This is a genomic window from Arthrobacter sp. 05L44 (assembly GCF_056397605.1).
The window spans coordinates 39,283-65,934 of record NZ_JBFTNS010000001.1 but is presented as its reverse complement, the minus strand read 5'-3'; the positions used below and the strand labels follow the sequence as shown (position 1 = coordinate 65,934).

At 68.3% G+C, this 26,652-nt stretch carries 22 protein-coding genes and 1 tRNA gene; 12 read left to right on the top strand and 11 right to left on the bottom strand.

What is annotated here, in order from left to right; all coding sequences use genetic code 11:
* Positions 1-84: 84 nt before the first annotated feature.
* Genes AC1DHY_RS00295 through AC1DHY_RS00275 form a run of 5 tightly spaced genes read left to right on the top strand, consistent with a single transcriptional unit; the run spans position 85 to position 5,942 of the window.
* On the top strand, positions 85-795 hold the full coding sequence (locus tag AC1DHY_RS00295; RefSeq protein WP_476878034.1) for an NUDIX hydrolase: 711 nt from the start codon (positions 85-87) through the stop codon (positions 793-795).
* Positions 792-2,090, top strand: a complete 1,299-nt coding sequence (gene nadA / locus AC1DHY_RS00290; protein ID WP_476878020.1) for a quinolinate synthase NadA — start codon at positions 792-794, stop codon at positions 2,088-2,090. The genes AC1DHY_RS00295 and nadA overlap by 4 nt, the downstream gene beginning before the upstream one ends.
* Positions 2,087-3,871, top strand: coding sequence for an L-aspartate oxidase (locus AC1DHY_RS00285; protein ID WP_476878021.1), 1,785 nt, complete (start codon positions 2,087-2,089; stop codon positions 3,869-3,871). Before nadA ends, AC1DHY_RS00285 begins: the two co-directional genes overlap by 4 nt.
* The gene (gene nadC / locus AC1DHY_RS00280) at positions 3,868-4,782 is read left to right on the top strand and encodes a carboxylating nicotinate-nucleotide diphosphorylase (RefSeq protein WP_476878022.1); all 915 of its coding nucleotides are present in this window, start codon (positions 3,868-3,870) and stop codon (positions 4,780-4,782) included. The genes AC1DHY_RS00285 and nadC overlap by 4 nt, the downstream gene beginning before the upstream one ends.
* A gap of 8 nt (positions 4,783-4,790) precedes the next feature.
* Positions 4,791-5,942, top strand: coding sequence for a cysteine desulfurase family protein (locus tag AC1DHY_RS00275; protein ID WP_476878023.1), 1,152 nt, complete (start codon positions 4,791-4,793; stop codon positions 5,940-5,942).
* On the opposite strand, the gene AC1DHY_RS00270 is transcribed toward AC1DHY_RS00275, so the two are convergent.
* Positions 5,939-6,457, bottom strand: coding sequence for a GtrA family protein (locus tag AC1DHY_RS00270; protein WP_476878024.1), 519 nt, complete (start codon positions 6,455-6,457; stop codon positions 5,939-5,941). The genes AC1DHY_RS00275 and AC1DHY_RS00270 overlap by 4 nt on opposite strands.
* Positions 6,458-6,461: 4 nt before the next feature.
* The gene (locus tag AC1DHY_RS00265; RefSeq protein ID WP_476878025.1) at positions 6,462-7,136 is read right to left on the bottom strand and encodes a DUF1684 domain-containing protein; all 675 of its coding nucleotides are present in this window, start codon (positions 7,134-7,136) and stop codon (positions 6,462-6,464) included.
* Positions 7,137-7,221: 85 nt separating this feature from the next.
* On the opposite strand from AC1DHY_RS00265, the gene AC1DHY_RS00260 reads away from it, so the two are divergent.
* Genes AC1DHY_RS00260 through AC1DHY_RS00250 form a run of 3 tightly spaced genes read left to right on the top strand, consistent with a single transcriptional unit; the run spans position 7,222 to position 10,302 of the window.
* The gene (locus AC1DHY_RS00260) at positions 7,222-8,616 is read left to right on the top strand and encodes a M20/M25/M40 family metallo-hydrolase (protein WP_476878026.1); all 1,395 of its coding nucleotides are present in this window, start codon (positions 7,222-7,224) and stop codon (positions 8,614-8,616) included.
* A gap of 29 nt (positions 8,617-8,645) precedes the next feature.
* Entirely contained in the window at positions 8,646-9,479 is an 834-nt protein-coding gene (locus tag AC1DHY_RS00255) for a hypothetical protein (RefSeq protein WP_476902996.1), read from the top strand.
* Positions 9,480-9,495: 16 nt separating this feature from the next.
* The gene (locus tag AC1DHY_RS00250) at positions 9,496-10,302 is read left to right on the top strand and encodes a transglutaminase-like domain-containing protein (protein WP_476878028.1); all 807 of its coding nucleotides are present in this window, start codon (positions 9,496-9,498) and stop codon (positions 10,300-10,302) included.
* 23 nt (positions 10,303-10,325) lie between these two features.
* On the opposite strand, the gene AC1DHY_RS00245 is transcribed toward AC1DHY_RS00250, so the two are convergent.
* Both AC1DHY_RS00245 and AC1DHY_RS00240 read right to left on the bottom strand, forming a co-directional pair.
* Complete coding sequence (locus AC1DHY_RS00245; protein WP_476878029.1) at positions 10,326-10,784, bottom strand: MarR family winged helix-turn-helix transcriptional regulator; 459 nt, start codon at positions 10,782-10,784, stop codon at positions 10,326-10,328.
* Complete coding sequence (locus tag AC1DHY_RS00240) at positions 10,784-11,887, bottom strand: LLM class flavin-dependent oxidoreductase (RefSeq protein WP_476902995.1); 1,104 nt, start codon at positions 11,885-11,887, stop codon at positions 10,784-10,786. The genes AC1DHY_RS00245 and AC1DHY_RS00240 overlap by 1 nt, the downstream gene beginning before the upstream one ends.
* A 195-nt stretch (positions 11,888-12,082) precedes the next feature.
* Here AC1DHY_RS00240 and AC1DHY_RS00235 point away from each other — a divergent pair, with 195 nt between their 5' ends.
* Positions 12,083-13,540 (top strand): MFS transporter, encoded by a 1,458-nt coding sequence (locus tag AC1DHY_RS00235; protein ID WP_476902994.1) that lies wholly within the window; start codon positions 12,083-12,085, stop codon positions 13,538-13,540.
* A gap of 36 nt (positions 13,541-13,576) precedes the next feature.
* On the opposite strand, the gene AC1DHY_RS00230 is transcribed toward AC1DHY_RS00235, so the two are convergent.
* The 6 genes from AC1DHY_RS00230 to bcp all read right to left on the bottom strand — a co-directional run bounded on the left by AC1DHY_RS00230 (position 13,577) and on the right by bcp (position 21,916).
* Positions 13,577-16,783 carry an efflux RND transporter permease subunit gene (locus AC1DHY_RS00230; protein WP_476902993.1) on the bottom strand — a complete coding sequence of 1,069 codons (3,207 nt, stop codon included), beginning with the start codon at positions 16,781-16,783 and terminating at the stop codon, positions 13,577-13,579.
* 83 nt (positions 16,784-16,866) lie between these two features.
* On the bottom strand, positions 16,867-18,372 hold the full coding sequence (locus AC1DHY_RS00225; protein ID WP_476877948.1) for a malate:quinone oxidoreductase: 1,506 nt from the start codon (positions 18,370-18,372) through the stop codon (positions 16,867-16,869).
* Between the two features lie 79 nt (positions 18,373-18,451).
* Positions 18,452-20,107, bottom strand: a complete 1,656-nt coding sequence (locus AC1DHY_RS00220) for an ABC transporter substrate-binding protein (protein WP_476877974.1) — start codon at positions 20,105-20,107, stop codon at positions 18,452-18,454.
* A 228-nt stretch (positions 20,108-20,335) separates the two neighbouring features.
* Positions 20,336-21,010, bottom strand: coding sequence for a fasciclin domain-containing protein (locus AC1DHY_RS00215; RefSeq protein WP_476877949.1), 675 nt, complete (start codon positions 21,008-21,010; stop codon positions 20,336-20,338).
* Positions 21,011-21,257: 247 nt separating this feature from the next.
* Positions 21,258-21,339 (bottom strand) — tRNA-Leu (locus AC1DHY_RS00210).
* A 103-nt stretch (positions 21,340-21,442) separates the two neighbouring features.
* On the bottom strand, positions 21,443-21,916 hold the full coding sequence (bcp, locus tag AC1DHY_RS00205; protein WP_476877950.1) for a thioredoxin-dependent thiol peroxidase: 474 nt from the start codon (positions 21,914-21,916) through the stop codon (positions 21,443-21,445).
* A 96-nt stretch (positions 21,917-22,012) separates the two neighbouring features.
* Between bcp and AC1DHY_RS00200 the strand changes: the two genes are divergently transcribed.
* From AC1DHY_RS00200 to AC1DHY_RS00190, 3 genes are all read left to right on the top strand, one after another.
* The gene (locus tag AC1DHY_RS00200; protein WP_476877975.1) at positions 22,013-22,486 is read left to right on the top strand and encodes a MarR family winged helix-turn-helix transcriptional regulator; all 474 of its coding nucleotides are present in this window, start codon (positions 22,013-22,015) and stop codon (positions 22,484-22,486) included.
* Between the two features lie 90 nt (positions 22,487-22,576).
* Positions 22,577-22,702, top strand: coding sequence for a hypothetical protein (locus tag AC1DHY_RS00195; protein ID WP_476877951.1), 126 nt, complete (start codon positions 22,577-22,579; stop codon positions 22,700-22,702).
* A gap of 806 nt (positions 22,703-23,508) precedes the next feature.
* On the top strand, positions 23,509-25,737 hold the full coding sequence (locus tag AC1DHY_RS00190) for a S8 family serine peptidase (RefSeq protein WP_476902992.1): 2,229 nt from the start codon (positions 23,509-23,511) through the stop codon (positions 25,735-25,737).
* On the opposite strand, the gene AC1DHY_RS00185 is transcribed toward AC1DHY_RS00190, so the two are convergent.
* Positions 25,734-26,474: an ABC transporter permease gene (locus AC1DHY_RS00185; protein WP_476877953.1), complete on the bottom strand. Its 741-nt coding sequence runs from the start codon at positions 26,472-26,474 to the stop codon at positions 25,734-25,736. The two genes, AC1DHY_RS00190 and AC1DHY_RS00185, sit on opposite strands and share 4 nt — an antisense overlap.
* Positions 26,475-26,652 lie beyond the last annotated feature (178 nt).

Genomic DNA, 26,652 nt, shown 5'->3' with positions numbered 1-26,652 from the left:
TAACTACTCCGGCGGTCAGGCCGGAACCGTCCGGGCAGCCGTTCCCACCACGGCCCGGGCCCCGGAACGCGGGGGTCGATCTCCATCTACACCTCTCCAGCCAACGTCTCCGAGCGCCAGCTCGCGCCGCCGTCGCTGGCCATCTCCACGGTGATTTTCGCCCTGCGGCCCAGCGAGCGCTCCGGCCGCCCCACCCTGTGGATCCCCCTGGTGCGCAGAATCAGGGAACCGTTCAAAGGGCTCTGGGCGCTGCCCGGCGGACCGCTGACCCATTCGGAATCGTTGCAGGACGCCGCGTCCCGCAACCTGCGTGAGACCACCGGGCTTGCCCCCAATTACCTTGAGCAGCTCTATGCGTTTGGCGGCCTGCACCGCTCACCCTCGCAGCGGGTGGTGTCGATCGTCTACTGGGCGCTCGTCCAGCCCACGGAGGCCGCCCTCGCCGACGAATCCGAAAACGTCCGCTGGTTCCGGGCAGACCGCCTCGGCGAGCTGGCGTTCGACCACAACACCATCGTCGACTACGCCCTGTGGCGGCTCCGCAACAAGATGGCCTACGGCTCCATCGCCTACCACCTGCTCGGCGAATACTTCACCCTCGGTCAGGTCCGCGAAGTCTACGAAGCCGTCCTGGACCGCGAACTGGATCCGGCCAACTTCCGCCGCCAGATCAAGGCCACACCGGAGATCGAAGAAACCGACGAATACCTGCAGGGCGGCAAACACCGGCCTCCCCGTCTTTACCGCTTTACCGGCCGCCCCGGCCTTGACCCAGACAACAGGAGCACACCATGAGCAGCGTCAACACGGCGATCCAGCTGATCACCCGCGACCAGGCCGAACGCAGCACGCCGGGCTCCACCTGCAGCCCGGCCCTGGCCCGCGGCCCCTGGGACTTCGACCTGGCTGAAGCCCTGGCCGGCGTGCCCGCCTACGGCCCGGGCGCCTCCGTGGCCGACGTCGCTCCGCCCTCGACCCCCCGGCAGGGCCAGCTCCCGGAGGAATACCGGCTTGCCGGCGACGCCGAACTCGACGCCCGGATCCGGGCCGCCAAGGCTGAGCTGGGGGACCGCGCCGTCATCCTGGGCCACTTCTACCAGCGCGACGAAGTGGTCGAATACGCCGACTTCGTGGGCGACTCCTTCCAGCTTGCCAACGCCGCCCTGACCCGGCCGGACGCGGAGGCCATCATCTTCTGCGGCGTGCACTTTATGGCCGAAACGGCGGACATCCTCTCGGCCCCGGACCAGGCCGTCATCCTGCCCAATCTCGCCGCCGGCTGCTCCATGGCCGACATGGCTGACATCGACTCGGTCACCGAATGCTGGGAACAGCTCGAGGAACTGTTCGGCACCGAGCCCGACGCCGACGGCCGGGTTCCGGTCATCCCGGTCACCTACATGAACTCATCGGCCGCGCTGAAGGGTTTCTGCGGCGAGCACGGCGGGATTGTCTGCACCTCGTCCAACGCGGCCACGGTGCTGGAATGGGCGTTCGAACGGGGCCAGCGGGTGCTGTTCTTCCCCGACCAGCACCTGGGCCGCAATACCGCCAAGGCCATGGGCGTGCCGCTGGAACAGATGCCCATGTGGAATCCGCGCGAAGACCTCGGCGGCAATACCGTGCAGGACCTTGAAGACTCCCGGGTCATCCTCTGGCACGGCTTCTGCTCGGTGCACAAGCGCTTCAACGTGGCCCAGATCGAGAAGGCCCGCGCCGACTTCCCGGGCGTGCAGGTCATCGTCCACCCGGAGTGCCCCATGGAGGTGGTCGACGCAGCCGACTCCGCAGGTTCCACCGACTTCATCCGCAAGGCCATCGCCGCCGCCACCGAGCCCACCGTGTTCGCCGTGGGCACGGAGATCAACCTGGTCAACAGGCTGGCCGCCGAGTATCCGCAGCACACCATCTTCTGCCTGGACCCGGTGATCTGCCCCTGCTCCACCATGTACCGGATCCACCCCGGCTACCTCGCCTGGGTCCTGGAAGCCCTGGTGCGCGGTGAGGTGGTCAACCGCATCACGGTGGCGGACGGCGTCGCCGCCCCCGCCCGGGTTGCCCTCGAGCGGATGCTGGCGGCGCGGCCGTGACCAGGCGGCTGGTGGTTGTCGGTTCCGGAATCGCCGGACTGTACGCCGCGCTCCTGGCCTCCGAGCCGGCCGGGGGTCCCGGCGGGGCTCCGGCCGCCGAGGTGGTACTCCTGACCAAGGGCACGCTTGAGGAAAGCAACACCTTCTACGCCCAGGGCGGCGTGGCCGCCGTGCTGTCACCGGGGGAGGCCGCGCCGGGAGACGCCGTGGCGGCGCACATCGCCGACACACTCGCCGCAGGGGCCGGGCACAACGATCCCGAGGCCGTCCGGATCCTGTGCACGGAAGCCGTGCGGGACATCGCCGGGCTGCGCCGTTTTGGCGTGGACTTCGACGTCCGGGACGACGGCGGACCGGCGCTGGGCCTTGAGGCGGCACATTCGGCCGCCCGTATCCTGCACGCCGGCGGTGACGCCACGGGAGCCCGGATAGCCCGCGGGCTGGTGGCTGCGGTCCTCGACCGCGCTGTCCAAGGCCTGCTCCGCGTCGAGACCGGTGCCTTCGTCACCGGGCTGCTGACCGGTGACCCGGGAACCGGGGACCAGGCCGGATCAGTCACCGGCGTCGCCTACCTCGCCGGCGGGCGGCCGAAACAGCTCGACGCCGACGCCGTCCTGCTCGCCACCGGCGGCGCGGGCCGGCTCTTCGCCAGGACCAGCAACCCCGCCGTTGCCACCGCCGACGGCCTGGCCCTGGCCTGGCGCGCGGGTGCGGCCGTCCGGGACCTTGAGTTCTTCCAGTTCCACCCCACCACCCTCGCCGCGGCAGAAGTCCCCGGCGGCCCGCCCGCACTGCTGATCTCCGAAGCGGTGCGGGGAGAGGGTGCCGTCCTGCTGGATCCGGCAGGCTACCGCTTTATGCCGGATTACCACCCCGACGCTGAACTGGCACCGCGCGACGTCGTCTCCCGCAGCATCGCGCTGCACCTGGCCGCCGCAGGACTGCCGGCCGACACCCCGGTGTACCTGGACGCCCGGGGCGTCGAAGCCAGCCGCGGCACCGGGTTCCTGGCCGGGCGCTTTCCCACCATCACCGCAGCCACCCGCGCCACCGGTTACGACTGGACCACCGAGCCGTTGCCCGTCTCTCCGGCGGCACACTACTGGATGGGCGGCGTGGCCACGGACCTGCACGGGCGCACCACCGTGCCCGGGCTCTACGCCGCCGGCGAGGCCGCCTGCACCGGTGCGCAGGGCGCCAACCGGCTGGCCAGCAACTCGCTGCTCGAGGGGTTGGTATTCGGGCGGCGGGCCGTGGAGGATTTCCTCAGAGTTGCAGCCCCGCGCGACGGCACTGCTCCGCGTGCTCCCCACGATCGCCCTAACCTCGCAAGCTCGGCCAGGGAACCCGGATCGTGTGGGCCCACGGCCGCTGGCGGCCTCCACTTGACGCACGCTTCCGCAGCACCGTCGCGCGACTCCTCCCGGGCAGGACCCTCCCCGGCGGTTTCCGAAGCTGGAGTGAAGTCGGTGCCTCGTCCGGGGGAGTTTTCGCGGGCGGCACTTCGGCAGCTGATGACCACCCACGCCGGGGTGCTCCGCCGTGGCGACGGGCTCACTGCCGCCGCGGAGCAGCTGGACCGGTGGGCCGCCGTCGTGCAGCCGGAGGCCCTGACCGACGCCGTCGACCCGCGGGAGCACGAGGACCGCAACCTGCTCCTGGCCGCCCGGCTCCTGGTAGGCGCGGCCGGGGCCCGGACTGTTTCCCTGGGCGCCCACTATCGCGCCGACACGGACCCGGCACCCGCCCCGACCCACTTCATGCAAAGGATCTCGCTATGATCACCCTTCAGGAATCGCCGGCGCAGACCCGCCCGGATCTCGCCGGAAGCCTTCCCGCGGCCGCCGTCGATGCTGTGTTGCGCGCCGCCCTGCTGGAAGACGCCCCGCACGGGGACATCACCTCGCAGACGCTGCTCCCGGCCGACGCCCGTGCCACCGCGGTGCTGGCTGCCCGGGTGCCCGGCGTCTTCAGCGGCGGGGACGTCTTCGCCGCGGCCATGACGCTGGCTGACCCCTCCGCCGTCGTTGATTTACTCGTGCCGGACGGCACCGTCTTCGACGCCGGCACGGCCCTGGCACGGGTGACCGGCAACGCCCGCGGGGTGCTCCTGGCCGAACGGGTGGCGCTGAACCTGGTGCAGCGGATGAGCGCTATCGCCACCCGGACAGCCGAATTTGTGGCGCTGGCGGCAGGCACCGGGGCCCGCATCACCGACACCCGGAAGACCACCCCGGGGCTGCGTGTACTGGAACGCTACGCCGTGCGCTGCGGTGGCGGCGCGAACCACCGGTTCAGCCTCTCCGACGCCGTCCTGGCCAAGGACAACCACTTGGCCGTACTCACCGGCGGCGACCCCGCGAAGCTCACCGCCGTCCTGCGCAGTGCCAGGGAACAGCTGGGGCACACCACGCACTTCGAAGTGGAAGTGGACACCATGGCCCAGATCGAGCCGGTGCTGGCCGCCGGCGTGGACACCATCATGCTGGACAACTTCTCGCTGGCCGAACTCGCCGACGGGGTCAAGCTCGTGGCCGGCCGGGCCCGGGTGGAGGCCAGCGGCAACGTCAACCTGGCCACCGTGGCCGGCATCGCAGCCACCGGCGTGGACGTCATCTCCGTCGGGGCGCTCACCCACAGCGTCACCGCCCTGGACCTTGGCCTCGACGTGGAACTCGAACCGGCCGGCTGAGGCAAGCCGTGATCTTCCTGGACGCCGCGGCCACCACACCGGTCCGCCGCGAGGTGCTCGAGGCCATGTGGCCCTATCTCAGCGGCGACTTCGGCAACCCCTCGAGCCACCATTCCCTGGGTGACACGGCGGCCGCGGCGCTGGCCGCGGCCCGGGCCACCACAGCTGAAGCGCTCGGTTGCCGCCCCGGCGAGGTTATCTTCACCTCCGGCGGGACCGAGGCGGACAACCTCGCCGTGAAGGGCATCGCACTGGCCCGGCACAGCGCGGATCCGCGACTTGACCGGGTGGCGATCAGCGCCGTCGAGCATCCCGCGGTGGAAGAGTCAGCACGCTACCTCGAACGCGTCCACGGTTTCGCGGTGGACGTGATCCCCGTTGACAGCTACGGGCAGGTCACCGACGAGGCGCTCGCGGCAACGCTCCGGCCCGAAACGGCGCTGGTCAGCGTGATGTACGCCAATAACGAGGTGGGGACGGTCCAGCCCGTGGCCCGGCTCGCGGCGATGGCCCGCGAACGTGGCATTCCCTTCCACACCGACGCCGTGCAGGGAGCGGGCTGGCTGTCCCTCGACACACGGGCACTCGGCGTTGATGCCCTGAGTATTTCCGGCCACAAGATCGGCGCCCCCAAGGGCTGCGGCGCGTTGTATGTCCGCGGCCGGACCCGGCTGGAGCCGCTGGTCCACGGCGGCGGGCAGGAACGCGGACGCCGCTCCGGGACCGAAAACGTCGCCGGAGCGGTGGCCCTGGCGACCGCATTGCGCCTCGCCGGGGCGTCCCGCCCGGAGGCCGCAGCGCGGGTCGCGGGCCTGCGGGACGGCTTTATCCGTTCGATCCTGGCGGAGGTGCCAGGGGCGGTGCTCACCGGGCATCCGGGGGAGCGGCTGCCCTCGGTCGCGTCCTTCTGTTTCCCCGGGACCAGCGGGGAATCGGTGCTGCTGGAACTTGAGCGGCAGGGTGTCATTTGTTCCAGCGGTTCGGCCTGCGCCGCGGGCGCCGACGAGCCCTCGCCGGTGCTGCTGGCGATGGGCGTCAGCGCCGAGGTGGCCCAGACCGCCGTTCGCTTCAGCTTCGACTCCAGCATTACGGAAGCCGAACTGTCCGATGCCGCGGCCGCGGTGCGCACCGCCGTCGGCAGCATCCGCTCCCTCGGCTAGCGGTGCCTGGCCCGGCGGAAGATCCAGTGCCGCAGCATGGTGAACCGTACCGCCGTGGCCAGGAAACCGGACAGCGTGGTGGTCCAGAGCTCGTCGGCCACGCTGGCGTCCGGGTTGATCCAATGCAGGATGCCGAGGCTTCCGCCGGTGATCAGCAGGGCCACCAGGATGACAATCAGCCCGTTGAGGTGATCGCGCTTCATCCGGTGGCGCTCGGTGATCTTGAAGGTCAGGCGCCGGTTCAGGGCCGTGTTCAGCAGCGAGGTGATGATCAGCGCGGCGGCGTTGGCCGGCTGCGGCCCGATCCACGGCCGCAGGAACGCATACAGCGCCAGTGAACAGAGCGTGCAGATAACTCCGACGCCGGTGAACCTCAGGAGCTGGCGGACCAGGGGATACCGAAGCAGGCCCCGGTACCGCCGGCGCGTGGCAACCCCCGACGCCGGGACACCTGGCGCGGACACACCGGGCGGGGACTGCGGGGGCGGATCTGCCTGTTGAAGCTGCGACTCCATCCGGTTAGTACAGCTCGCCGGCCGGCAGCTCCACGGCGAGGCGGTTGGAGGGCCCGGCCAGCGGGCACGCCCACGCCTCGTTGTAGGCGCAGGAAGGGTTGTACGCAAAGTTGAAGTCGAGCACGAACTCGGCACCGGATCCCGTGCCGGAGACGCCGTGGAAGGAGCCCTTGATGGTGTCCAGCAGGTAGCGGCCCGCCCCGTAGCTGCCGCCGGGCCGGCCCGCGGTGGCATCGCGGAACGGCACGAAGATTCCGCCGCCGTAACCGTTGAGCTTCCACACCGCCAGCTGCCCCATCTCCGGCAGGTCGAAGGTGCCGAGCCGGACAAACCGGACCACCCCGTCGGTTCCGGTCTCGACGTTCATCTCCCGGCCGGCGCCCTCCGGGGTGATGGGGACGTGGAAGCGGTAGATCGGATCGTAGTCCGCGGTCTTCAGGCCGCCGAAGCTGGCCTTTGCGGCGTCGGTGAGCGGCGAAGCGGGGTGCGTGCCGAACATCCGGTCCCGTTCCTGCCGCCAGTAGGAGTGGGCTTCCGCGGGATTGTCCGCCGCGATCTTCCGGACGGTTGCGTAGAGCGCAAAGGTCCGGAGCCGCCAGTCCGCGATGTCGACGGCGGACATTCGGGTGACGCTGTCCTGTTCGTCGAGGTCCGCTCCGTCAAAGTGCTCATCAGCCATCCCCCAAGCCTAGCCCCGATCCCGTGCCGGAAACGCAGCCGCTGCTGCGGACCTCCCCGGGCTGCCGGCCCGTAGACTTTCGCGCATGCACAACACCGCCGCCGCCGGGGCCGCCGCCCGCGCCGCTGTCCCCGCGGACCGCGCCCGCCGCGCCGCCGCATCCCTGGCTGAACTGGTCAGGTACCGTACCGTCTCCTCCCGGGTTTCCGCCGAGGTGGACGCCGACCAGTTCGAGGCCTTCCTGGCCGCACTCCCGGTTCTGTACCCCGCAGTCCACGCAGCGCTGGAGGTGGAACGCGTCAACGGCCATGCCCTGCTCTTCCGCTGGCCGGGGACCCGCGGAACGGACAGCACTGACAACGGAAACGGCCCGGCGGTACTGATGGCCCACTACGACGTGGTCCCCGCAGGGGACGAGCAGGCGTGGACCCACCCGCCCTTCGCCGGCCACAACGACGGTACCCATCTGTGGGGCCGCGGTACCCTCGACGACAAGGGCCAGCTGGTTGCCATCCTGGAAGCCGCAGAGGCCCTGCTCCTCGATGGCTTCGCCCCGGCACAGGACGTCTACTTTTCCTTCGGGAACAACGAGGAGACCGCCGGCGACAGTGCCGTGGCGGCGGCGGCCCTCCTCGAGGAGCGCGGGATCCGGCCCCGGCTGGTGCTCGACGAAGGCGGCGCCGTGGCCGGTGGCGCCTTTCCCGGCGTCAGCAGGCCGGCCGCCGTGGTGGGCGTTGCCGAAAAGGGGATCCTCGACGTCGAACTCCTCACTCGTGACCCCGGCGGCCACGCCTCGACGCCGCCGCGGATGGGAGCGACGGCCCGGCTGGCCAGGGCCATCACCCGGCTGGAGCGCAGCCCGTTCCCGCAGCGGCTCCCGGACGTGACCGTCGAGATGCTCCGGCGCTTCGGCCCCCATGCACCCGTCCCGCTGCGGATCGCCTTCGCCAAACTGTCCCTGCTCAGGGTCCCGATGACCTGGCTGTTCGGCCGGCTCGGCAACGAAACCAACGCCATGACCCGCACCACAGTGGCCGTCACCACCCTCGAGGGCAGCCCTGGCGCCAACGTGCTCGCGGCCACGGCACGGGCCAACGCAAACATCCGCGTCGCGGTGGGGGATACCGTAGCCGGCACCGTGGAGCGGCTGCGCAAGGTCATCCGCGATCCGAAAGTCGAGCTGCGCGTCGTGGAGGGCAACGAACCCACCCCGGTGTCCGCTTCCACCGGCCCGCAATGGGAGCTGCTGGAAGGCTGCATCGCTGCGACCTTCCCGGAGGCGATCATCACCCCGTACATCATGATGGGGGGAACGGATTCACGCAGGTTCACCGCGATCTGCGATGCCGTGTACCGCTTCGCCCCCTTCGCCATGGATGCGGCGGACCGCGGGTCCATTCACGCCGTTGACGAAAAGATCTCGCTCGAAACGCTGGGCCGTGGCGTCAGCTTTTACGAAACGCTGCTCCGGAAGCTTTGATGCCTAATGGGCCCGGCTACGCTGGCAGCATGACTGGCACGGCACCCTCCCGCGGACTCCGGATCACTGTTGCGCTGGCGCTCGCTGCGGCAGCGCTCGCCGGCTGCAGCAGCGAAAGCAAGGGTGCGCCCACCTGGACGGCGGGCACCCCCGGCGGGAGTACGACGGCGGAGTCTTCCGGCGGCGCTTCGACGCCTGCCGCAGCCGGATCGGCCGGCGGGACGGCGCCGGGGACGGCGACTGCCGGCGCGAGCTCTTCTGCCGGAGCCACCGCCGGAGCGACCGCCGCGGTATGGAAGACCTTCTACGACCCCGGCAAGACTGTCAGCTTCGACCTCCCGCAGGAGTGGATAGCACAGTCGGTCACACCGGCGCAGGGCACCCTCCCTGGCGCCCTCAGGATCGAGGTCAAGGATGCGGAGGGCCGGTACCTGGCCACCCTGCAGACCGGACTTCCGCCGCAGGCACCGGCCGCTTGCAAGTCCGGGGCCGCCAAGCCGTACGTGGTGGTCAGCAGTGTTCCCGTGGAGCTGCCACACCATGCCGGGGAAGGAACCATCGACCCGCACGTGGTGTTCCGGGTCATCCAGGGCTACAAGTACTTCGGCTCCTACGGCATCACGAACGTGGTCGGCGGTGCGGCCGGAAAGTCCTGCTCCCTGCGGAACATCGTGCGCGGCCCCGGCGGCAAGGGGGACTACGCCTTCGGCGACCTGGCCGAGCTCAAGGCGTTCGCCCCGGACCAGAAGGTGGCACCCGCCAAATCCTTTGACACCCTGGCGCAGGCCGACAAATACGTGAACGACGGCTCGGAATTCGCCAACGTCCAGCGGATGCTACTGTCGCTGAAGATCAATAACTAGCACCCTCCGGAGATTCATGGAACGCATTGTGTCCGCACGCCTGGCATTCAAAACCGTGGCTAATACCAAGGTTGCGATGGCGGTGGCCGCGGCTCTCAACCCCGGCTACAGCGGGTTCGAGGAGTCGCTGTCCGTGACCGCCGGCGGGGAGGACGTGGCGCTGACCGAACTCTCGGACCACCACGGCGGGCGCTTCCACTACATGGAGTTTGCCGAACCCACTGAAGTCCTGGTCGAATACGGTGCCACCGTCACGGGGTTCGCCGCCCCGGAGGAGCCCTCCCTCATGGAGCTGATCCGCTACGTCCGGCCGAGCCGGTATGCGGAGTCGGACCGGCTGCTTCCGACCGCCTACGCCGAATTCGGCGGGCTCGACGGTCCCGAACTGCTGTATGCCGTGCGGGACTGGGTCTTTAGCGAACTCCGGTACGTCAGCGGGTCCTCGCGCGGGACCGACGGCGCCGTCGAAACACTCCTGCACCGCCGCGGGGTGTGCCGGGACTTCGCCCACCTGGCCATCTCGCTGCTGCGGTCCAAGAACGTGCCCGCGCGGCTGGCAGCCGTGTACGCTCCGGGACTGACCCCCATGGACTTCCATGCGGTGGCGGAGGCCCACATCAACGGGGCCTGGCACGTCATCGACCCGACAGGACTGGCACCGCGGGAAAGTATGCTCAGGATTACCGCCGGCCGGGATTCTTCGGATACGGCGTTCCTGTCGACGGTGGGCGGCAGCCTCTCGCTCAGGGAGCTCAAGGTTACCGCCACCGTCACCGGCGAGCTGCCGGCCGAGGACCCCGCGGAACTGGTCGCTCTGCGCTAGTCCCGCCGCCGGTGCCGGCGCGGTCAGCGCGCCTGGACCGAAGCCCTGAGCTTGTCCGTCAGCCGGAGCAGCTCGCGTTGTTCCTCGGCGGTCAGGGCGGGTGCCACCAGCGAGGCGATGTCGCGGACGTGTTCGCGGCCAATTTCCTTTTGCAGTTCCCGCCCCGCGTCGGTCAGCCGGACCAGCACGCCGCGGCCGTCGTCGGGGGCGGGTTTGCGCTCCACGAAGCCCCGCTTCTCCAGCCGCTCCACCAACCGGCTGAGGCTGGACTGGCTCAGCAGCACGTGGTCGTTGAGCTCGTTCTGGCGCAGCCAGCCGGACGGGCAGCCGGAGAGCGTGAACAGGACGTCGTACTCGTTCACGGCCAGGGACTTGAACGCCGGTCCGGTTTGCAGCCGGCGCATCACGGCAACCTGCGCCCGGAACAGCGACTCCCAGGTCTGCGCTGCCAGCCGCACCGGCGATTCAATCCTGGCGGACATCAGGCCTCCTGCGGGGCGGCTTCACGGGCTGCCAGCGACGCGGCCACCCGGCCGGCGTGCGTCGGCGGTTCCGGAACGTGCGCCGGGGTCTTCTCGGCGTACTCCTTGCGCAGCACCGGCAGAACTTCCTCGCCGAACAGGTCCAGCTGCTCCAGGACGGTCTTCAACGGCAGCCCTGCGTGGTCGATCAGGAACAGCTGGCGCTGGTAGTCGCCAAAGTACTCGCGGAAGGTGAGGGTCTTCTCGATGACTTCCTGCGGGCTGCCGACGGTCAGCGGGGTCTGGGAGGTGAAGTCCTCCAGCGACGGGCCGTGGCCGTAGACGGGGGCGTTGTCGAAGTACGGGCGGAACTCCTTGACGGCGTCCTGAGAGTTCTTCCGCATAAAGAACTGGCCGCCGAGGCCCACAATGGCCTGGTCCGCCTTGCCGTGGCCGTAGTGCTCGTAGCGTTCGCGGTACAGGCCGATCAGCTGCTGGTAGTGCTCCTTGGGCCAGAAGATGTTGTTCGCGAAGAAGCCGTCGCCGTAGTAGGCGGCCACTTCGGCGATCTGTGGCGTGCGGATCGAGCCGTGCCAGACGAAGGGGGCCACGCCGTCGAGCGGGCGGGGGGTGGAGGTGAAGTTCTGCAGCGGCGTGCGGTGCTTGCCGGACCAGTTCACCGTGTCCTCGTCCCACAGCCGCCGCAGCAGGCTGTAGTTCTCGATCGCGAGCTCAATCCCGTCCTGGATGTTCTTGCCGAACCAGGGGTACACCGGTGCGGTATTTCCGCGGCCCAGGACCAGGTCAACGCGGCCGTCGGCCAGGTGCTGGAGCATCGCGAAGTCCTCGGCGATCTTCACGGGATCGTTGGTGGTGATCAGCGTCGTGGCCGTGGAGAGGATGATCCGCTCGGTCTGCGCCGCGATGTACGCGAGCGTTGTGGTGGGGGAGGAGGAGAAGAACGGCCGGTTGTGGTGCTCGCCGATGGCGTAGACGTCCATGCCGATTTCTTCGACCTTCTTGGCGATCGCCACGGAGGCCTTGATGCGCTCGTGCTCCGTGGGGGTACGGCCCGTGGTGGGGTCCGTGGTGATGTCGCTGACGCTGAATACGCCGATCTGCATGGTTTTCCTTTCCGGGGCCGGAGACTTCCGGTTGCTACTACTATAACCGATTTATATGCATTTGCATCTATCACCCTCTATAACGTGCGCCACGCCGGGATATTCCACGGTTCCTGCACTGGCCCGGCGGCGGCCGGACCTAGGATGCAATCAGTCGGCTGGCCGCCCGGAGCCCAGCCCGCCCGGAAGGTCGACATGCGCCGCGTTATCGCTTTTCTGTGCCTGGTGGAACTCACCAGCGGAATCCTCCAGGGGTACTACACACCCATCCTCACGGACATCGCCCGGCACCTGGGGATCCACGATGCCGACGTGAACTGGTTTGAGGCGGCCCAGCTGACCGTGAGCGCCCTGGCGGTGCCGGTGCTCGCAAAGCTTGGCGACATGTACGGCCACCGCCGGATCCTCCTCGTCTCCACGGCCCTCACCGCAGCCGCGTCGTGGGGTGTGGCGCTGGCACCGGATTTCTGGACGTTCCTCGCGGCGTGGTCGCTGCAGGGTTTCTACGTGGTCTGGCTCCCGCTGGAAATCGCCCTGGTCTTTAGCCGGGTGCACGCACTGCCCGACGGCGCTGCCCGCACCCGCCGCGCCGCCGGCGCCCTGGTAGGGGCGCTCGAGTTCGGCGTCATCGCCGGCGCCCTCGCCGCCGGTGCCCTGGTGGAAGTCTTCGCCGGAGCGCTGCAGCTGGTCCTGATGCTTCCGGCCGTGGCCGTCACCGCGTGCTGGTTCGTGGTCCGCTTCGGGGTGCCGGAGTCCACCGAACGGAGCGGTGGCCGGGTGGACACCCGCGGCTTTGCACTGCTCGCCGTCGGGCTGCTCCTGATCACCTCCGGGCTGACCTTTATGCGGCTCAACGGTCCCGGCGCCTGGTGGCCGTGGGCACTGGCAGCGGCCGGGCTGCTGGTCTTTATCCCCTTCACCCGGGTGGAGCTGGGCCGGAAGGATCCATTGGTCGACATCCGGATGCTGCGCGCGCCATCCATGTGGCCGGTGCAGCTGACGGCAGGGCTGTTCGGCGTCTCGGTGCTGGGCGCCCAGGCCCCGCTGTCCACCTTTGCCCGGACGGATCCGGCTCTGCACGGTTACGGGCTGGGCCTGCGCGCGGGGCATGTCTCCATCATTATCGGCGTCTACGTCCTTGCCCTGCTGGTGGGAGCCCTGCTCTATCCGGTGGTCACGCGAAGACTCACCCCGCGGTGGACACTGGTGGGCGCGGCGGTCTGCGTCGGACTGGGCTATCTCCTCTTCCTGCCGTTCCACGCCAGCCTGGCGGAGGCCCTGGTGAACATGGCGGTGGCCGGCCTGGGCTCCGGCGCGCTGGTGGCAGCCCTGCCCTCGGCAGCTGCTGCCGCGGCACCCCTTGACCGCACCGCCATGGCGACCGGCCTGACCAACACCACCAAGACGATCGGCGGCGCCTTCGCCTCGGCCGTGTTCGGCATCGCGCTGCTCAGCCATGTCCTGGGCGACGGCGGTGCTGCCGCCACCGCGGGATCGACGGCGGCCCCCCTGGCCGGCTACCTCACTGTGTGGAGCATCTGCGGGATCACCGGCCTGGCAGCGGCAGCGGCGCTGGTCCTCGTCCCCAAACTGGCCTTCTCTGACCCGGCCCCGGCCCGCGCCGCCGAGGCCACCGCCGTCGCTCCCCACTAGCCGTAGCAGCGCGGCAGGGCGACGCGGTCGCGGACGTCAGTTACGGAGGGCTGGGGCCTCGTCCGGCTCATCCGCCCCGGAGTCACGGTACGCCGGTGCGCTGGCCGCAGCAGGCTGGGCCAGCCGCCCGTGGGAGGCTTCGCTGCCGCCGGCCCGCTGGAGTGCTTTCCGTTCCCGACGGCCCTCCACCACCCGGTAGAGCACGGGCACCAGGATCAGCGTCAGCGCGGTCGAGGAGATGAGGCCGCCAATCACCACAATGGCCAGGGGCTGCGAGATGAACCCGCCGCCTCCGGTCAGGCCCAGCGCCATGGGTGTCAGCGCGAAAACGGTGGCCAGCGCGGTCATCAGGATCGGGCGGAGGCGCTGCCGTGCGCCGTGGGTGATTGCCTCGGCGACGCTCATCCCAGGTTCGCCGTTGCGGGGCTGGCGGTACTGGTTGATCAGGTCAATGAGCACGATCGCGTTGGTCACCACAATGCCCACCAGCATAAGCATGCCGATCAGTGACGGCAGGCCCAGCGGGACGCCGGTCAGGACCAGCAGGGCAATGGCGCCGGTGGCCGCGAAGGGAATCGACACCAGCAGGATCAGCGGCTGCACGAGCGACTTGAACGCGGCCACCATGATGACGTAGACGATCGCGATGGCGGCGAGCAGCGCCAGACCCAACTGGGCGAAGGAGTCGGCCTGCTGCGTGGTGGCGCCGCCGATTTCCGCCGTAACGCCCGGCGGGAGCTGGACCGACTTCAGCCGGGCCTGCACCTCGGTGCTCACGGCACCAAGGTTGGCGCCCGACGGCGTGACCGAAACCCGCGCGGTGCGCTGGCCGTTGCTGGCCGTGATGGAAACCGGAACATCAACCTGGGCCACCGAGGCGATCGAGGACAGCGGAACCGGACCCCGCGCCGTCGGCAGCGGGAGGTCGCGGACGGCGGCGATGCTGGTGAACCTGGTGCCCTCGCCGATCCGGACCGGGAAGTCGTTGGTGCCGATGCGGACAGTGCCGGCCGGGATCGGGCTGACGGTGGACGCCAGGATGCCTCCGACCTGCTCTTCGTTGAGGCCGGCCGCAACGGCCTTGGCGCGGTCCACCTTGACCTGTACGACCGGCTGGTTCGCGGCCAGGTTGGTGCTGACCTCGGAGGAGCCCGGGACGCCGTCCATGGCCTTGACCATGGCATCGCTGGCCGTTTTCAAATCGCTGGAGCTGGCAGCCTTCAGGGTGATGTCCACCGTCGAGGTGGTCCCGAAGCCGCCCTGTTGCGAGCCTACGGTGATCTTTCCGGCGCCGGAGATCTTGGCGAGCTCGGTGCGGACGGTGTCCTGCAGCGTGCCCTGGTTGGCTTTCTCCTCGGTCACCACCGTGAAGGTGGAGTTCGCCGCGCCGGTGGACTGCAGGGCGGAGAAGCCGGTCTGCGCGTTACCGGTGGTGACCTGGACGTCCTTGATCCCGTCGATGCCGCGCAGTGCCTTCTCGACCTTGACGGCGGCCGGGCTGCCCTCGGACAGGCTGGTGCCGGCCGGAAGGGCCTGCTTCACAGTCATACTGTTCTCGCCGGAGCGGCCCAGCAGGTCGGTCGCGAGCAGCGGCGACATAGCGGCGGTACCGCCAAGGACCAAGACTGCGGCCACCAGGGTGATCACGGGGTGCCGCTGGGTCTTGGTGAGGATCGGCAGGTAGCCGCGCTGCAGGAAGCTGCGCTGCTCCGCCTCGTGTGCCTTCGCGGCCGCTTCCCTGGCGGAGGCCGCGGTGGCCTCAACCTTGTCCGCCGGGGTCCGCAGGAACCAGTACGCCAGTACGGGGACGATGGTCAGGGACACCAGGAGCGAGGAAATCAGCGCGATAGTCACGGTCAGGGCGAAGGGCCGGAATAGCTCTCCGGCCAGACCGGCGACGAACGCGATCGGCAGGAAGACCGCCACCGTGGTGAGGGTGGAGGCCGTGATGGCGCCGGCGACTTCGCGGATAGAGGTCAGGATGGCGGTGATCTTCTGCTCGCCGTAGCTCAGGTGCCGCTTGATGTTCTCGATCACCACAATCGAGTCGTCCACGACGCGGCCGATCGCGATGGTCAGTGCGCCGAGGGTCAGGATGTTCAGCGAGTAGCCCGTCGCCGAGAGCCCGATGAAGGTGATCAGCAGGGACAGCGGGATGGACACGGCCGTGACCAGGGTCGAGCGGATGGAGAGCAGGAAGACCAGGATGACGGCGACGGCAAAGCCGAGGCCGAGGAGCCCCTCGGTGGTGAGGTCCTTAATGGACTTTTCGATGAACGGGGCCTGGTCGAATACCGGTGTGAACTTGGCGTTGGAGCCGAGCTCGGCCTCGAGTTCCGGGATGGCGTCCTTGACGGCGTGGGAGATACCGACGGTATCGCCCTCGGGTTTTTTGGTGACCGAGACGGCCAGGGTTTCCTTGCCGTTGGTCCGGGTGATCGAGGTCCGGGCGTCCTCGGCGATGCTGACGTCCGCCACGCTGCCGATCGTCGCGGCGTTGCGGGCGCCTCCCAGCGGCAGGGCCTTGATGGCGCTGACCGAGTCCACCGGGCTGCCGATCTGCAGCGAGAGCGTCTTGCCCTTGTCCTCGATGCTGCCAGCCGGCACCAGGGACCCGTTGTTCTTCAGGGCATCAGAAATGGTCCGGATGCTGGTGCCGGCAACGGCCATGTCCTTTTGCCGCGGCAGGATCTGGATGTGCTGGGTGGCCCCGCCGGTCACCTCGGCGCCGCGTACGCCGTCGAGCTTCTGCAGCCGCGGCACGCTGAGGCGGGCCAGGTCCGCGTTGAGTTCGCCCAGCGGCTTGTCCGAGGACACCGCGAGGTAGACGATCGGGAAGTCGCTGATGCTGCCGGCGATGGCCTGCGGCTGGACATCCTTGGGCAGCGACTGCTTGGCGTTGGAGATGGCCCGGTCGATCTGGTTCCGCGCACGGTCCAGGTTGGAGCCGTAGGTGAATGCCAGCGTGATCTGGGAGACCCCGTTCCGGGAGGTCGACGACGTCGACTCCAGACCCTCGACGCCGTTCAATGCCGTCTCCAGCGGCCCGCTGATCTGTTTGTCCACCACCTCGGGGGAGGCGCCAGGCATGGAGGTGATGACCGTGATCTGCGGGAACTCGATGGACGGAATGAGTTCCTGTTTGAGCGAGGACATCGTGATCACGCCGAAGACCGACGCGAAGACGGTGATCAGCGCGATCAGCGCCCGGTTTGCTAGCGAAAGCCTGGCCAGCCGGAACATCTCATGGTCTCCTGGTGGGTCGACGGACGTGCGTCAACGGCGTGACGTCACAGGGATGGAACGTGCCGCCCCCCGGATTGGTTTCAGCCGCGGGTTGCGGACACCGGTTCCAGCTCGAGTGCAGCGGCCGTGTCGGCCTCGAGGCGGGCGGCCAGTTCCGGGTTGTCATTGAGCTTGACGCCGTAGCCCGGCATCATTTCCTTGAGCTTGGCCTGCCAGCCCTTGAAGCTCTTGGGGAACGACTTCTGCAGCAGTTCAATCATGATCGGCACGGCGGTGGAGGCTCCGGGGGAGGCGCCCAGCAGCGCGCCGATGGTGCCGTCGCGGCCGGCAATGACCTCGGTGCCGAACTGCAGCACGCCGCCCTTCTTGGGGTCCTTCTTGATGATCTGGACCCGCTGGCCTGCGGTGATGAGTTCCCAGTCGCCGTCCTTGGCTTCGGGGTAGTACTCCCGCAGCGCCTCGACCTTGGCTCCGTGCCGCTTGGCTACTTCCTTTACCAGGTAGGCCGTGAGGTCCATGTTGTCCTTCGCCACGGCCAGCATCGGGATGATGTTGGAAGGGCGGATGGACAGCGGAAGGTCCAGGTAGGAGCCGTTCTTGAGGAAGTTCGTGGAGAAGCCGGCGTACGGGCCGAAGAGCAAAGAGCGCTTGCCGTTGACGTACCGGGTGTCCAGGTGGGGCACGGACATGGGCGGGGCGCCAACCGAGGCCTGGCCGTAGACTTTGGCGCTGTGCTGGGCTGCGAGGGTTTCATCCGTGCAACGGAAGAACTGGCCGGAGACTGGGAAGCCGCCGAAGCCCTTGCTTTCCGGGATGCCCGATGCCTGGAGCAGGTGCAGGGCGCCGCCGCCCGCGCCGACAAAAACGAACTTGGCGTGGATGGAGCCGTGCTCGCCGGAGCGGGGGTGCTTGAGGGCCAGGTTCCAGCCGCCGTCGGAGGCGCGCTCGATGCCGGTGACATCGTGGCCGTAGTTGATCTCCACACCGTTATTGCCCAGGTATCCGGTCAGCTCGCGGGTCAGTGCGCCGAAGTCGACGTCGGTTCCCTCTGCTGCGCGGGTTGCGGCAACACGCTGCTTGGGATCGCGGCCCTTGACGATCAGCGGCGCCCACTTGGCGATCTGGGCGTGGTCTTCGGAGAACTCCATGGACCGGAACAGCGGGTTCGGCTTCAGCGCCTCATAGCGGGTGCGCAGGAATTTGGCGTTGGCGTCGCCGACCACAAAGCTCATGTGCGGGACGGTGTTGATGAAGCCCTTGGGGGAGCCGATCAGGGAGTTGGTCACCAAATGGGACCAGAACTGGCGGGAGAGCTGGAACTGCTCGTTGATGTGGAGGGCCTTCGCGGGGTCCACCGAGCCGTCCTTGGCCGCGGGGGAGTAGTTAAGCTCACACAGGGCGGCGTGGCCGGTACCGGCGTTGTTCCACGGTCCGGAGCTTTCCAGGCCCGGCTGGTCCAGCCGTTCGAAGAGCGAAATAGTCCAGTTCGGCTCAAGCTGCTTGAGGAAGGCGCCCAGCGTGGCGCTCATGATGCCGCCGCCGATCAGGACGACGTCGGCGTGTTGGGTCTTGGAAATGAAAGTCACAATCAGTCTCCGATAGCAGCGGCTCTGGCTGTCACAGAATATCCCTGCACGGTCCTCTAACTGAAATTGGACCGTTCCGTCAAGGTTTTAATTCGACCTTGGTGAAAACTTCGTTCAGGACCGGTGACGCCGGGTACTTGATCACGCGGTCGGACAAGGCCAGCGCCGAGATCGGGAACGCGATCGGAACCGCCGGGACGGTCGCTGCGATCTGGGCATTGATGGTCTGGTACTGCTCGGTGCGCTCCTTGCCGTCCGGCAGGCCGCGGGCGCGGGAGATCTTGGAGAACACCTGGGGATCCTGGTAATCGAACTCGCCGGTGTTCTCGCCAAAGAGGGGGCCCACGAAGTTGTCCGGATCGGAGTAGGAACCGTTCCAGCCCAGCAGGTGCAGCGCATGGTCGCCGGGGGAGGTGACCTTCTGCAGGTAGCCGTCCGACCAGTCCACCGGGACGGGCTTGATGTTGAGGCCGACGGCGGTGAGCTGGCGGCTGATCTCCGCGTAGACCTTCTCCGGCGTCGGCAGGTAGGGACGGGTGACGTTGAGCGGGTAGTAGAACTTCAGTTCCTCGCCCTTGTACCCGGCCGCGGCCAGCAGTTCCTTGGCCTTGTTCTGGTCATAGCCCAGCGAGGGGGCGTTGTTGTTGAAGCCGCTGAGCTTCGGCGGAACGAACTGCGAGGCCGAGGTGGTGTTGTCGATGAAGAATTTCCGGATCAGCGTGTCCTTGTCCAGGGCCATCTCGATGGCCTGCCGGACCTTGAGGTTCCGCAGGACCGGCACCTGCTGGTTCATGCCCAGGTACATCACGGAGAAGGGGTCGCGCTGGACAATCTGCTTGCCGCGCTTGACCAGCTGATCGAAGTTGCCCACAGTGACGGAGTCGTAGGCATCGATCTTGCCGTCGAGCAGGGCCTGCATCCGGGTCTGCGGGTGGTCGTAGCTGACGAAGTGGATGGTCGCGATCTGGCCCCGGTCGCCCCAGTAGCCCTTATTGCTGCTCAGGGTCACGGTGTTGTTGTCCCACGAATCAAAAACGTACGGTCCGGTGCCCACCGGGTGCAGGGCGTAGGCCGAGACGGGCTGGCCCTCGCGGGTCTGGGTGAGCTGGTCGGCGGACTTCGCGGCGAGGGCACGCGGGGAGGAGATGGCAAACGCCGGCAGGGTCAGGGCCTGGATGAAGCCCGTGAACGGCTGGGTGAGATCGATCCGGACACTGGTGGCCGCCACCGGGGCGCAGTCCTTGTAGATGGACAGGGAGGCCTGGTCCTCATGGGCCATGAATACACCCTTGAATGTACTGCCCGGCGCCTTCTTGCGGAGGGCCGGGGAGAAGTTGAACCAGCGTTTGAAGTTGGTGCACACGGCGGCCGCGTTGAACGGAGTGCCGTCCTGGAACTTGACGTTCTCGCGCAGCTTGAAGGTGTAGGAGCGGCCGTCATCGCTGGCGGACCACTCTGTGGCCAGCAGCGGTGTGGGCTTGCCGCTGGTCTGGTCAACGCCCACCAGGCCCTCCAGGACCTGTCGGGTGATGCGGTAGGAGTCGACGTCGGAGACGAGGGCCGGGTCCAGGCCGAGCGGACGCGAAGCGGTCCCGAAAGTGAACGTGGCGGTGGGAGCGGCGTCGGACGTCTTGGCAGAGGAAGACAGCGACGGTGCGGGGCCCGGGGCTCCCGTGCAGGCAGCCAGGGGGAGCAGGAGCAGGGCCGCGCTGAAACCTGCCGCCAAGCGGCGCAATGTCCGGCCGTGGCCGGTCCTGATGGGCGCGGTACTGCTGGGCACTCGGGAATCACCTCTGGGAAAGTCGTAGGCCGCCGGCTGCGGAACAGCCCCAGTCTAGTTGACCGGGGCGGCGGCCCGGCCCCCGAAACAGGCGAAGGCCCGCACCAGCAGGTGCGGGCCTTCGTTTCTCCAGGTGGATCCGGGGAGTCACGCCGGATCCGAATCAGGAGGGTTTAGCGGTGCCTACTTCGGCATCAGCACGGAGTCGACCATGTAGACCGTGGCGTTGGCGGTCTTGACGCCGCCGCAGACAACGTTGGCGCCGTCAACCTTCAGGGCATCCTTGCTGCCGGTGACCGTCACGGAGCCGCCTTCGACCGTCTTGTGGGTACCGACGATCTCGGACGGGCTGATCTTGCCCGGGACAACGTGGTAGGTCAGGATCTTGCTCAGCAGGGCGTCGTCCGTCTTGAGCTTGTTGATGGTGGCGGCGTCAATCTTCTTGAACGCGTCATCCGTCGGGGCGAAGACAGTGAACTCGCTGCCGTTCAGGGTGTCGACCAGGTTGACCTTGGGGTTGAGCTTGCCCGAGACGGCCGCCGTGAGGGTGGTCAGGATCGGGTTATTCGAGGCCGCGACGGCGACCGGGTCAAGGGCCATACCGGCGACGGAGCCCTTGCCGCTGGGGACCTTGGAGGCGTAGCCGGCGCAGCCGGAGCCAACGAGGTCTGCAGCGGGATCCATGGCTGCAGCGGAGGAGCTCATGGACGGCGACGGCGCCATGCTGGATTCGCTCGGGGTGGAGGCCGGAGCCGAGGAGCTGGGGGCCGTGCTGGAACCGCCGCAGGCAGTGAGGCTGAGCATGGCTGCAGCAGCGATACCTGCAACGGCGAAAGTCGTGCGCTTGATGGTCTGCATTTCGATTCTCCTTTGTTGTGCCGATTTCATTGCTGCAGTGAACGTCTTTGCCACTGCGGCTTTCCTCCGACTGGTGGGCACCGACCCTTGGTTGGTGTCTCACTGGGTATTCGGGTGCTCGGCGGAAAGGGATGGGTGGGAATCGAAAAACTTTTTGGCGTTGGCCCGCCAGCCGCCTTCATCGCCGCCAATCCGGGCTTAAACCAGCAAAACCCCGGTCCGAAGACCGGGGTTTTGCTGGTTACTGTGCGCAAGGGGGGACTTGAACCCCCACGCCCGAAGGCACAGGAACCTAAATCCTGCGTGTCTGCCAATTTCACCACTCGCGCGCGGCTCCGTCGTTGCCGTTCCGTGAGGACCCGGCGATGGATGCCAGCCATCATTCTACAGTTCGCGTCTCCAGTCCGTGGCAGGCGCCGGCCGCGGCGGAGGTCAGGCCGCCAGCTTCAGGTCGCGCAGCAACTTGGCGACGTGGCCTGTGGCGCGCACGTTGTACTGTGCCAGGGCGACCTTGCCGTCCGGATCGACCACCACGGTGGAGCGGATCAGCCCGTCGTAGGTGCGGCCATAGTTCTTCTTCTCGCCCCACGCGGCGTATGCCTCGGCTACTGCGTGGTCCGGGTCCGAAAGCAACGGGAATGTCAGCCCCTCGTCGGCCGCAAAAGCAGCGAGCTTGGCGACGGGATCGGGGGAGATGCCGACCACCTCATAGCCGGCACGCTGGAGTGCTGTCAGGGAATCGCGGAAGTCGCACGCCTGCTTGGTGCACCCCGGGGTGGCGGCAGCCGGATAGAAGTAGACCACGGTGTTCCGGCCGCGGAAATCCTGCAGGCCCACCTCCCGCCCCGCCGAGTCGGACAGCCGGAAATCCGGTGCGTCGGCGCCGGGAATGAGTCGTTCAGGCATGGTTTTCTCCTTGGCAGAATTCACGGAATTCCAGCTTAGTGAGTGCCGGTGGGACCGCCGAATCGGACAATCGTTATACTCTTTGGTATGCCTGATATGGATCGCTGGCCTACTGGCCGCCTACTGTCCACGGCAGCACGGCTTGTTGAACACTCGTGGAACGAGAAGCTGGGCGCCATCGGACTGACCCACGCCGGGGTCATTGCGATGGAAGTTCTCTCCGCCCAGGGACCGATGACCCAGGCGCAGCTGGCGCAGCTGGTGCGGGTCCAGGCCCAGACCATGGGCAAGACGCTGAGCCGCCTTGAACTCCACGGACACATCTCGCGGGAGCGCAGTGTCTCTGACCGGCGCAGCCACGTTGTCACCCTCACCGAACGCGGCCGGGAGGCGGTCGCCGAAGCCGCCGACATGGAACGCTCCGTCCTTGCGGCTGCCTCGATTGACCCCGACTCGCTGCGGCACGAACTCCAGTCAGTGGTCCGGGAGCTGGCCAACCGGATGTCTACTACCGAAGCGAAAGCCATTGTGGCGACCTCCGATCCCGCCATCTCCGCGGACGCCAACTAGGACTTTGTTCCGCCCCTCGGGCTGAGAGTATCCTCCGTGTCCTGCACCCGCGCGGGAGTGGCCTCGGTTAATGTTTTGGATATGGAAACGGTGCCACCACCCGAGCTCGAAGGGCAGACCTCGATCAACGAGCTGCTCGACGAACCCCTGGGCACCCTCCCGATCCAGCTGGCACTGCCCATCCACTTCCAGCTCGCCGCAGCAGCGCGGGCGTAGCGCCCCTGCCGCAGCAGTCCCGAACCGCCACCGGAAATCCCCAGAACCCCTGCCTCCGGAACATAGGATGTCTGGGATGAGAACGCCTAGGAGTACCCTCGGGGCCGCTGTGGCCTCGGCCGTCCTTATCCTGGCCGCCCTCTCAGTGCTGGCCGCTCCGGCTCCTGCCCATGCCGAAACTTGTGGCCCCGTGGTGGTGGTTCCCTTGGGCCGCTGCGATCCATCGCCGCCACCGACGGCGAAGCCCTCCAGCACTCCCAAGCCCGCTCCCTCCGCACCTCCAGCACCGCCGGCACCCCCGGTCCAGCCGCCGCCGGCGCCCACTGCGCCTGCCGCGCCATCGACGGCACCCAAACCGCCGAAATCGGCAGCCCCTACGACCTCCGCGCCGCGTCCCGGAGGGTCGACGACCAGCCACGACAGCGGCCGTCCAACGCCGCCACCCGCGACCGCCGCGGCGACGCCGTCGTCAGTCCCGGCTGCGGCCCAGCAACCGCCTCCACCTGCTGCGCGGGCACCCGAAGACGGCGACGCCGGGATCAGTGCCGGGGGAGCGCTACTGGCCGTCGGCGGGCTGCTGCTCTCCGCCTGGGCCTTGCTGGCCCTCAGGCGCCGGGGCGAGCCGGCAGTCTAGGGGCAGAACGGTACGGCTTCTTCTGGGGCTCGTGTTACTGAAGTAACCAGTTGTGGTTTAGAATGTGCGTCGGGAGCCCGGGCTGCGGGATGAGCATAGAGTTTCCCGCCACGTAACTGCCCGCCTTGCGGCGCCCGCCACCAGCCCGCGCCCCGCGTTACCGAGGACGCCCATGCCAGCTCTCCCCAAAATCCGACTCTCTCGCACCGTCGCATGCGCCGCCGCCGCCGCGGTGCTGGCCGGCTCTGCCGTTGCCCTTCCGGCCGCCGCGGACTCGTCCCCCGCGCGGAACATGCCCTCCGGAGCAGCCAGTCAACACGCCACCGCACCAACGGACCGGATCATCATCAAGTTCAAGGCCTCCGTCCGGGGAAAATCGGCGGAGCGGGCCAAGGCCTACGGCCGCGCTGCCCAGGCCGCCGGCGTCCCCGTCAAGGAACTCCGGGCGACCGCCGGCGGAGCGAACATCCTGACGGCTCCGGCCGGGACAGGCGCCGACAAGGTCGACGAACTCGCTGCCGCCCTCGCTGCGCAGCCCAATGTTGAGCTGGCTGAAAAGGATGCCTTCGTACACACGGCGGCGGCACCGGACGATCCCGGCTATCCGCAGCAATGGAACCTGCACGGCGCCGCCGGGCTGAACCTTCCCGGAGCCTGGGACACGTCCACGGGGGCCGGAGTCACTGTGGCCGTGGTCGATACCGGCATCACCGCGCACCCGGACCTGGCGCCGAACCTGGTCCCCGGGTACGACTTCATCTCCGAAGACCCCGACAACACGTTCAGCACCGCTGGCGACGGCGACGGCAGGGACGCCGATCCGTCCGATCCCGGCGACGCCTGCGGCACTGAGCCCTCGTCGTGGCACGGCACCCACGTGGCTGGCATCATCGGCGCGGTGGCCGGAAACCACGAAGGCATCGCGGGCGTGGCCTACGGCGCCAAGGTCCAGCCAGTACGGGCCCTGGGCGCGTGCGGCGGCTACATCAGCGACATCGCCGATGCCATCGCGTGGGCGGCCGGAGCCACGTTGACCGGCATCCCGGTCAACAGCACGCCGGCCCGGGTGATCAATCTGTCCCTCGGCGGGGACGGCAGCTGCAGCAGCTACCTCCAGGGGGCGGTGGACATGGCGACGTCGCTTGGCTCGGTGGTGGTCGCCGCGGCCGGAAACAGCGGCGGTCCGGCTTCCAACTCGAACCCGGCGAACTGCAACAACGTGGTGGCCGTCGGCGCCACCGGGCCTAGTGGATCCCGGGCCGGCTACTCAAACTTCGGACCCGAAGTGGACGTCAGCGCCCCCGGCGGAGACATGTCCTCCGCAGGCTCCAACGGCATCCTGTCGACCTACAACAATGGCACGGTCACGCCCGGCCAGGCCGAGTATGCGTACCTGCAGGGCACCTCGATGGCTTCCCCGCACGTGGCGGGCGTGGCCGCTCTCATGCTTTCGGCCAACCCCGGCCTCACCCCGGCCCAGGTCGAGGAGAAGCTCAAAGCGTCGGCCCGGCCCTTGCCAGGCATCTGCGATCAGGGCGGATGCGGAACCGGGCTGGTGGACGCGGCAGCGGCCGTCGCCTCGGTCCTGCCCGGAGCCGTCCCGTACGTTGCCTCGGGGACACCGACGATGAGCGGGCTTGCCGCCGTCGGACAGCATATGACGGCTGTAGCCGGCACCTGGTCCCCGTCCGGGGCCGCGCTCACCTACCAGTGGCGGCGCGCCGGTGCACCCATAACCGGTGCAACGGCGTCGTCCTACGCTCCGGCGGCCGCCGACGCCGGAACACTCCTGAGCGTCACGGTCACGGGAACAGCCGCCGGCTACAAACCGGCCGCAGCCACCTCGGAGCCGGCTCGGGTGGCGCGCGGTACGCTGACGGGGCCGACGCCCATGATCAGCGGCACGCGCAAAGTGGGCTACACGCTGACCGCGGTCCCCGGCGCCTGGACTCCCGGAGCGGTCCTGAAGTACCAGTGGTACCGTGCCGGGGTTGCCATCAGCGGCGCCAGCGCCTCCAAATACACACTGGTGGCCGCCGACCAGGGCAAGCTCATGCGGCTTCGCGTCGGGGCCATCAAGGCCGGCTACACCACCACCGTCAAGGACTCGCCGACCACCAGCGCCATCGCCGTGGGCACCCTGGTCTCTTCGCGGCCGTGGATCTCCGGCACTGCCCGGTATGGGTACACACTGACGGCGAATCCGGGCACCTGGACGGCGGGGACGGCCTTTCGCTACCAGTGGTACAGGTCCGGCGCGGCGATCAGCGGCGCCACTGGCCGGTACTACCGCTTGGCATGGGTTGACCGCTACGACGTTATGAGCGTGCGCGTCGTCGGCTCCAAAGCCGGTTACGCCAGCGTGGCAAAGTACTCCGGCTACACCGCCCGGGTTCCCTAGCCGGCCTCGGGGCGGACCCGCACGGGAGCCAGCCAGGCGGTCAGCCCGACGGCCACCAGGCTGCCGGCGGCGATGATCGCGGCCAGCACAACAATCTGGAACCTGCCCGCCTCAAGGGGAGACACACCACCGAAGATCGCGCCGACGAAGGCGCCGGGAAGCGTGACGAGTCCGGTGGTCTTGGTTTGGTCAACTGTGGGGACCAGCGCGGCCGACACGGCCCGCCGGACGAGTTCTGAGGTGGCCTGCCGGGGGCGGGCGCCGAGGGCCAGCCACCCCTCCACTTCATCCCAGCGGTCGTTCACCAGTTCCACGAACCGGCGGCCGGACAGGGTGGCGATCGTCATCGCGTTTCCGATTACAATCCCGCCGACGGCGAGGACGTACCGCGGCGTGAAAGCAATGGCTCCGGTGGCGAAAACCACCGTGCCTGCAACCAGGATGCCTCCCCCCATGCAGGCCGCGACGGGCAGGAGCCGTGTTCGCAGGGTTCCGAGCCGGCGCGCCGATGTTGCGGCGGCCACCGCGAACATAACGGACAGGGCGGCCGCGATCAGCCACGGCGACTGGATGATGCCGGACAACACGAAACTGATGGCGGCCAGCTGCAGCATCCCGCGGAGCACGGCCAGCGCCGGTGACCAGGGAGCATGCACCCGCGCGGCCAGCAGGACAGTGGTCGCCACCCCGATCAGGACAACGACGCCGAGGATGGTCCGGGGGAGTTCGTCGACCATTAGGAGGGTTTCCGCAGCTGTAGGAACTCGGTCATCCTGCAAGTTTTACACGGCGTCCCGATGCAGTGATTGTGGATCTTCCGGATCGGTGTTCTCTGCAGTGGGGCAGCTCGTTGCGGGGCCGTGGATTGACAGAATAACTGAGCGCGCTCATTATTGATAGCACTCGGTAATTTGC

Bases quoted from the DNA above. Each gene is read 5' to 3' on its own strand.
- AC1DHY_RS00260 (WP_476878026.1), top strand. From the start codon at position 7,222: ATGCACAACACCGCCGCCGCCGGGGCCGCCGCCCGCGCCGCTGTCCCC.
- AC1DHY_RS00255 (WP_476902996.1), top strand. From the start codon at position 8,646: ATGACTGGCACGGCACCCTCCCGCGGACTCCGGATCACTGTTGCGCTG.
- AC1DHY_RS00240 (WP_476902995.1), bottom strand. From the start codon at position 11,887: ATGCAGATCGGCGTATTCAGCGTCAGCGACATCACCACGGACCCCACC.
- AC1DHY_RS00200 (WP_476877975.1), top strand. From the start codon at position 22,013: ATGGATCGCTGGCCTACTGGCCGCCTACTGTCCACGGCAGCACGGCTT.
- AC1DHY_RS00245 (WP_476878029.1), bottom strand. From the start codon at position 10,784: ATGTCCGCCAGGATTGAATCGCCGGTGCGGCTGGCAGCGCAGACCTGG.
- AC1DHY_RS00185 (WP_476877953.1), bottom strand. From the start codon at position 26,474: ATGGTCGACGAACTCCCCCGGACCATCCTCGGCGTCGTTGTCCTGATC.
- nadC (WP_476878022.1), top strand. From the start codon at position 3,868: ATGATCACCCTTCAGGAATCGCCGGCGCAGACCCGCCCGGATCTCGCC.
- AC1DHY_RS00270 (WP_476878024.1), bottom strand. From the start codon at position 6,457: ATGGAGTCGCAGCTTCAACAGGCAGATCCGCCCCCGCAGTCCCCGCCC.
- AC1DHY_RS00215 (WP_476877949.1), bottom strand. From the start codon at position 21,010: ATGCAGACCATCAAGCGCACGACTTTCGCCGTTGCAGGTATCGCTGCT.
- bcp (WP_476877950.1), bottom strand. From the start codon at position 21,916: ATGCCTGAACGACTCATTCCCGGCGCCGACGCACCGGATTTCCGGCTG.
- nadA (WP_476878020.1), top strand. From the start codon at position 792: ATGAGCAGCGTCAACACGGCGATCCAGCTGATCACCCGCGACCAGGCC.
- AC1DHY_RS00250 (WP_476878028.1), top strand. From the start codon at position 9,496: ATGGAACGCATTGTGTCCGCACGCCTGGCATTCAAAACCGTGGCTAAT.
- AC1DHY_RS00230 (WP_476902993.1), bottom strand. From the start codon at position 16,783: ATGTTCCGGCTGGCCAGGCTTTCGCTAGCAAACCGGGCGCTGATCGCG.
- AC1DHY_RS00235 (WP_476902994.1), top strand. From the start codon at position 12,083: ATGCGCCGCGTTATCGCTTTTCTGTGCCTGGTGGAACTCACCAGCGGA.
- AC1DHY_RS00190 (WP_476902992.1), top strand. From the start codon at position 23,509: ATGCCAGCTCTCCCCAAAATCCGACTCTCTCGCACCGTCGCATGCGCC.
- AC1DHY_RS00265 (WP_476878025.1), bottom strand. From the start codon at position 7,136: ATGGCTGATGAGCACTTTGACGGAGCGGACCTCGACGAACAGGACAGC.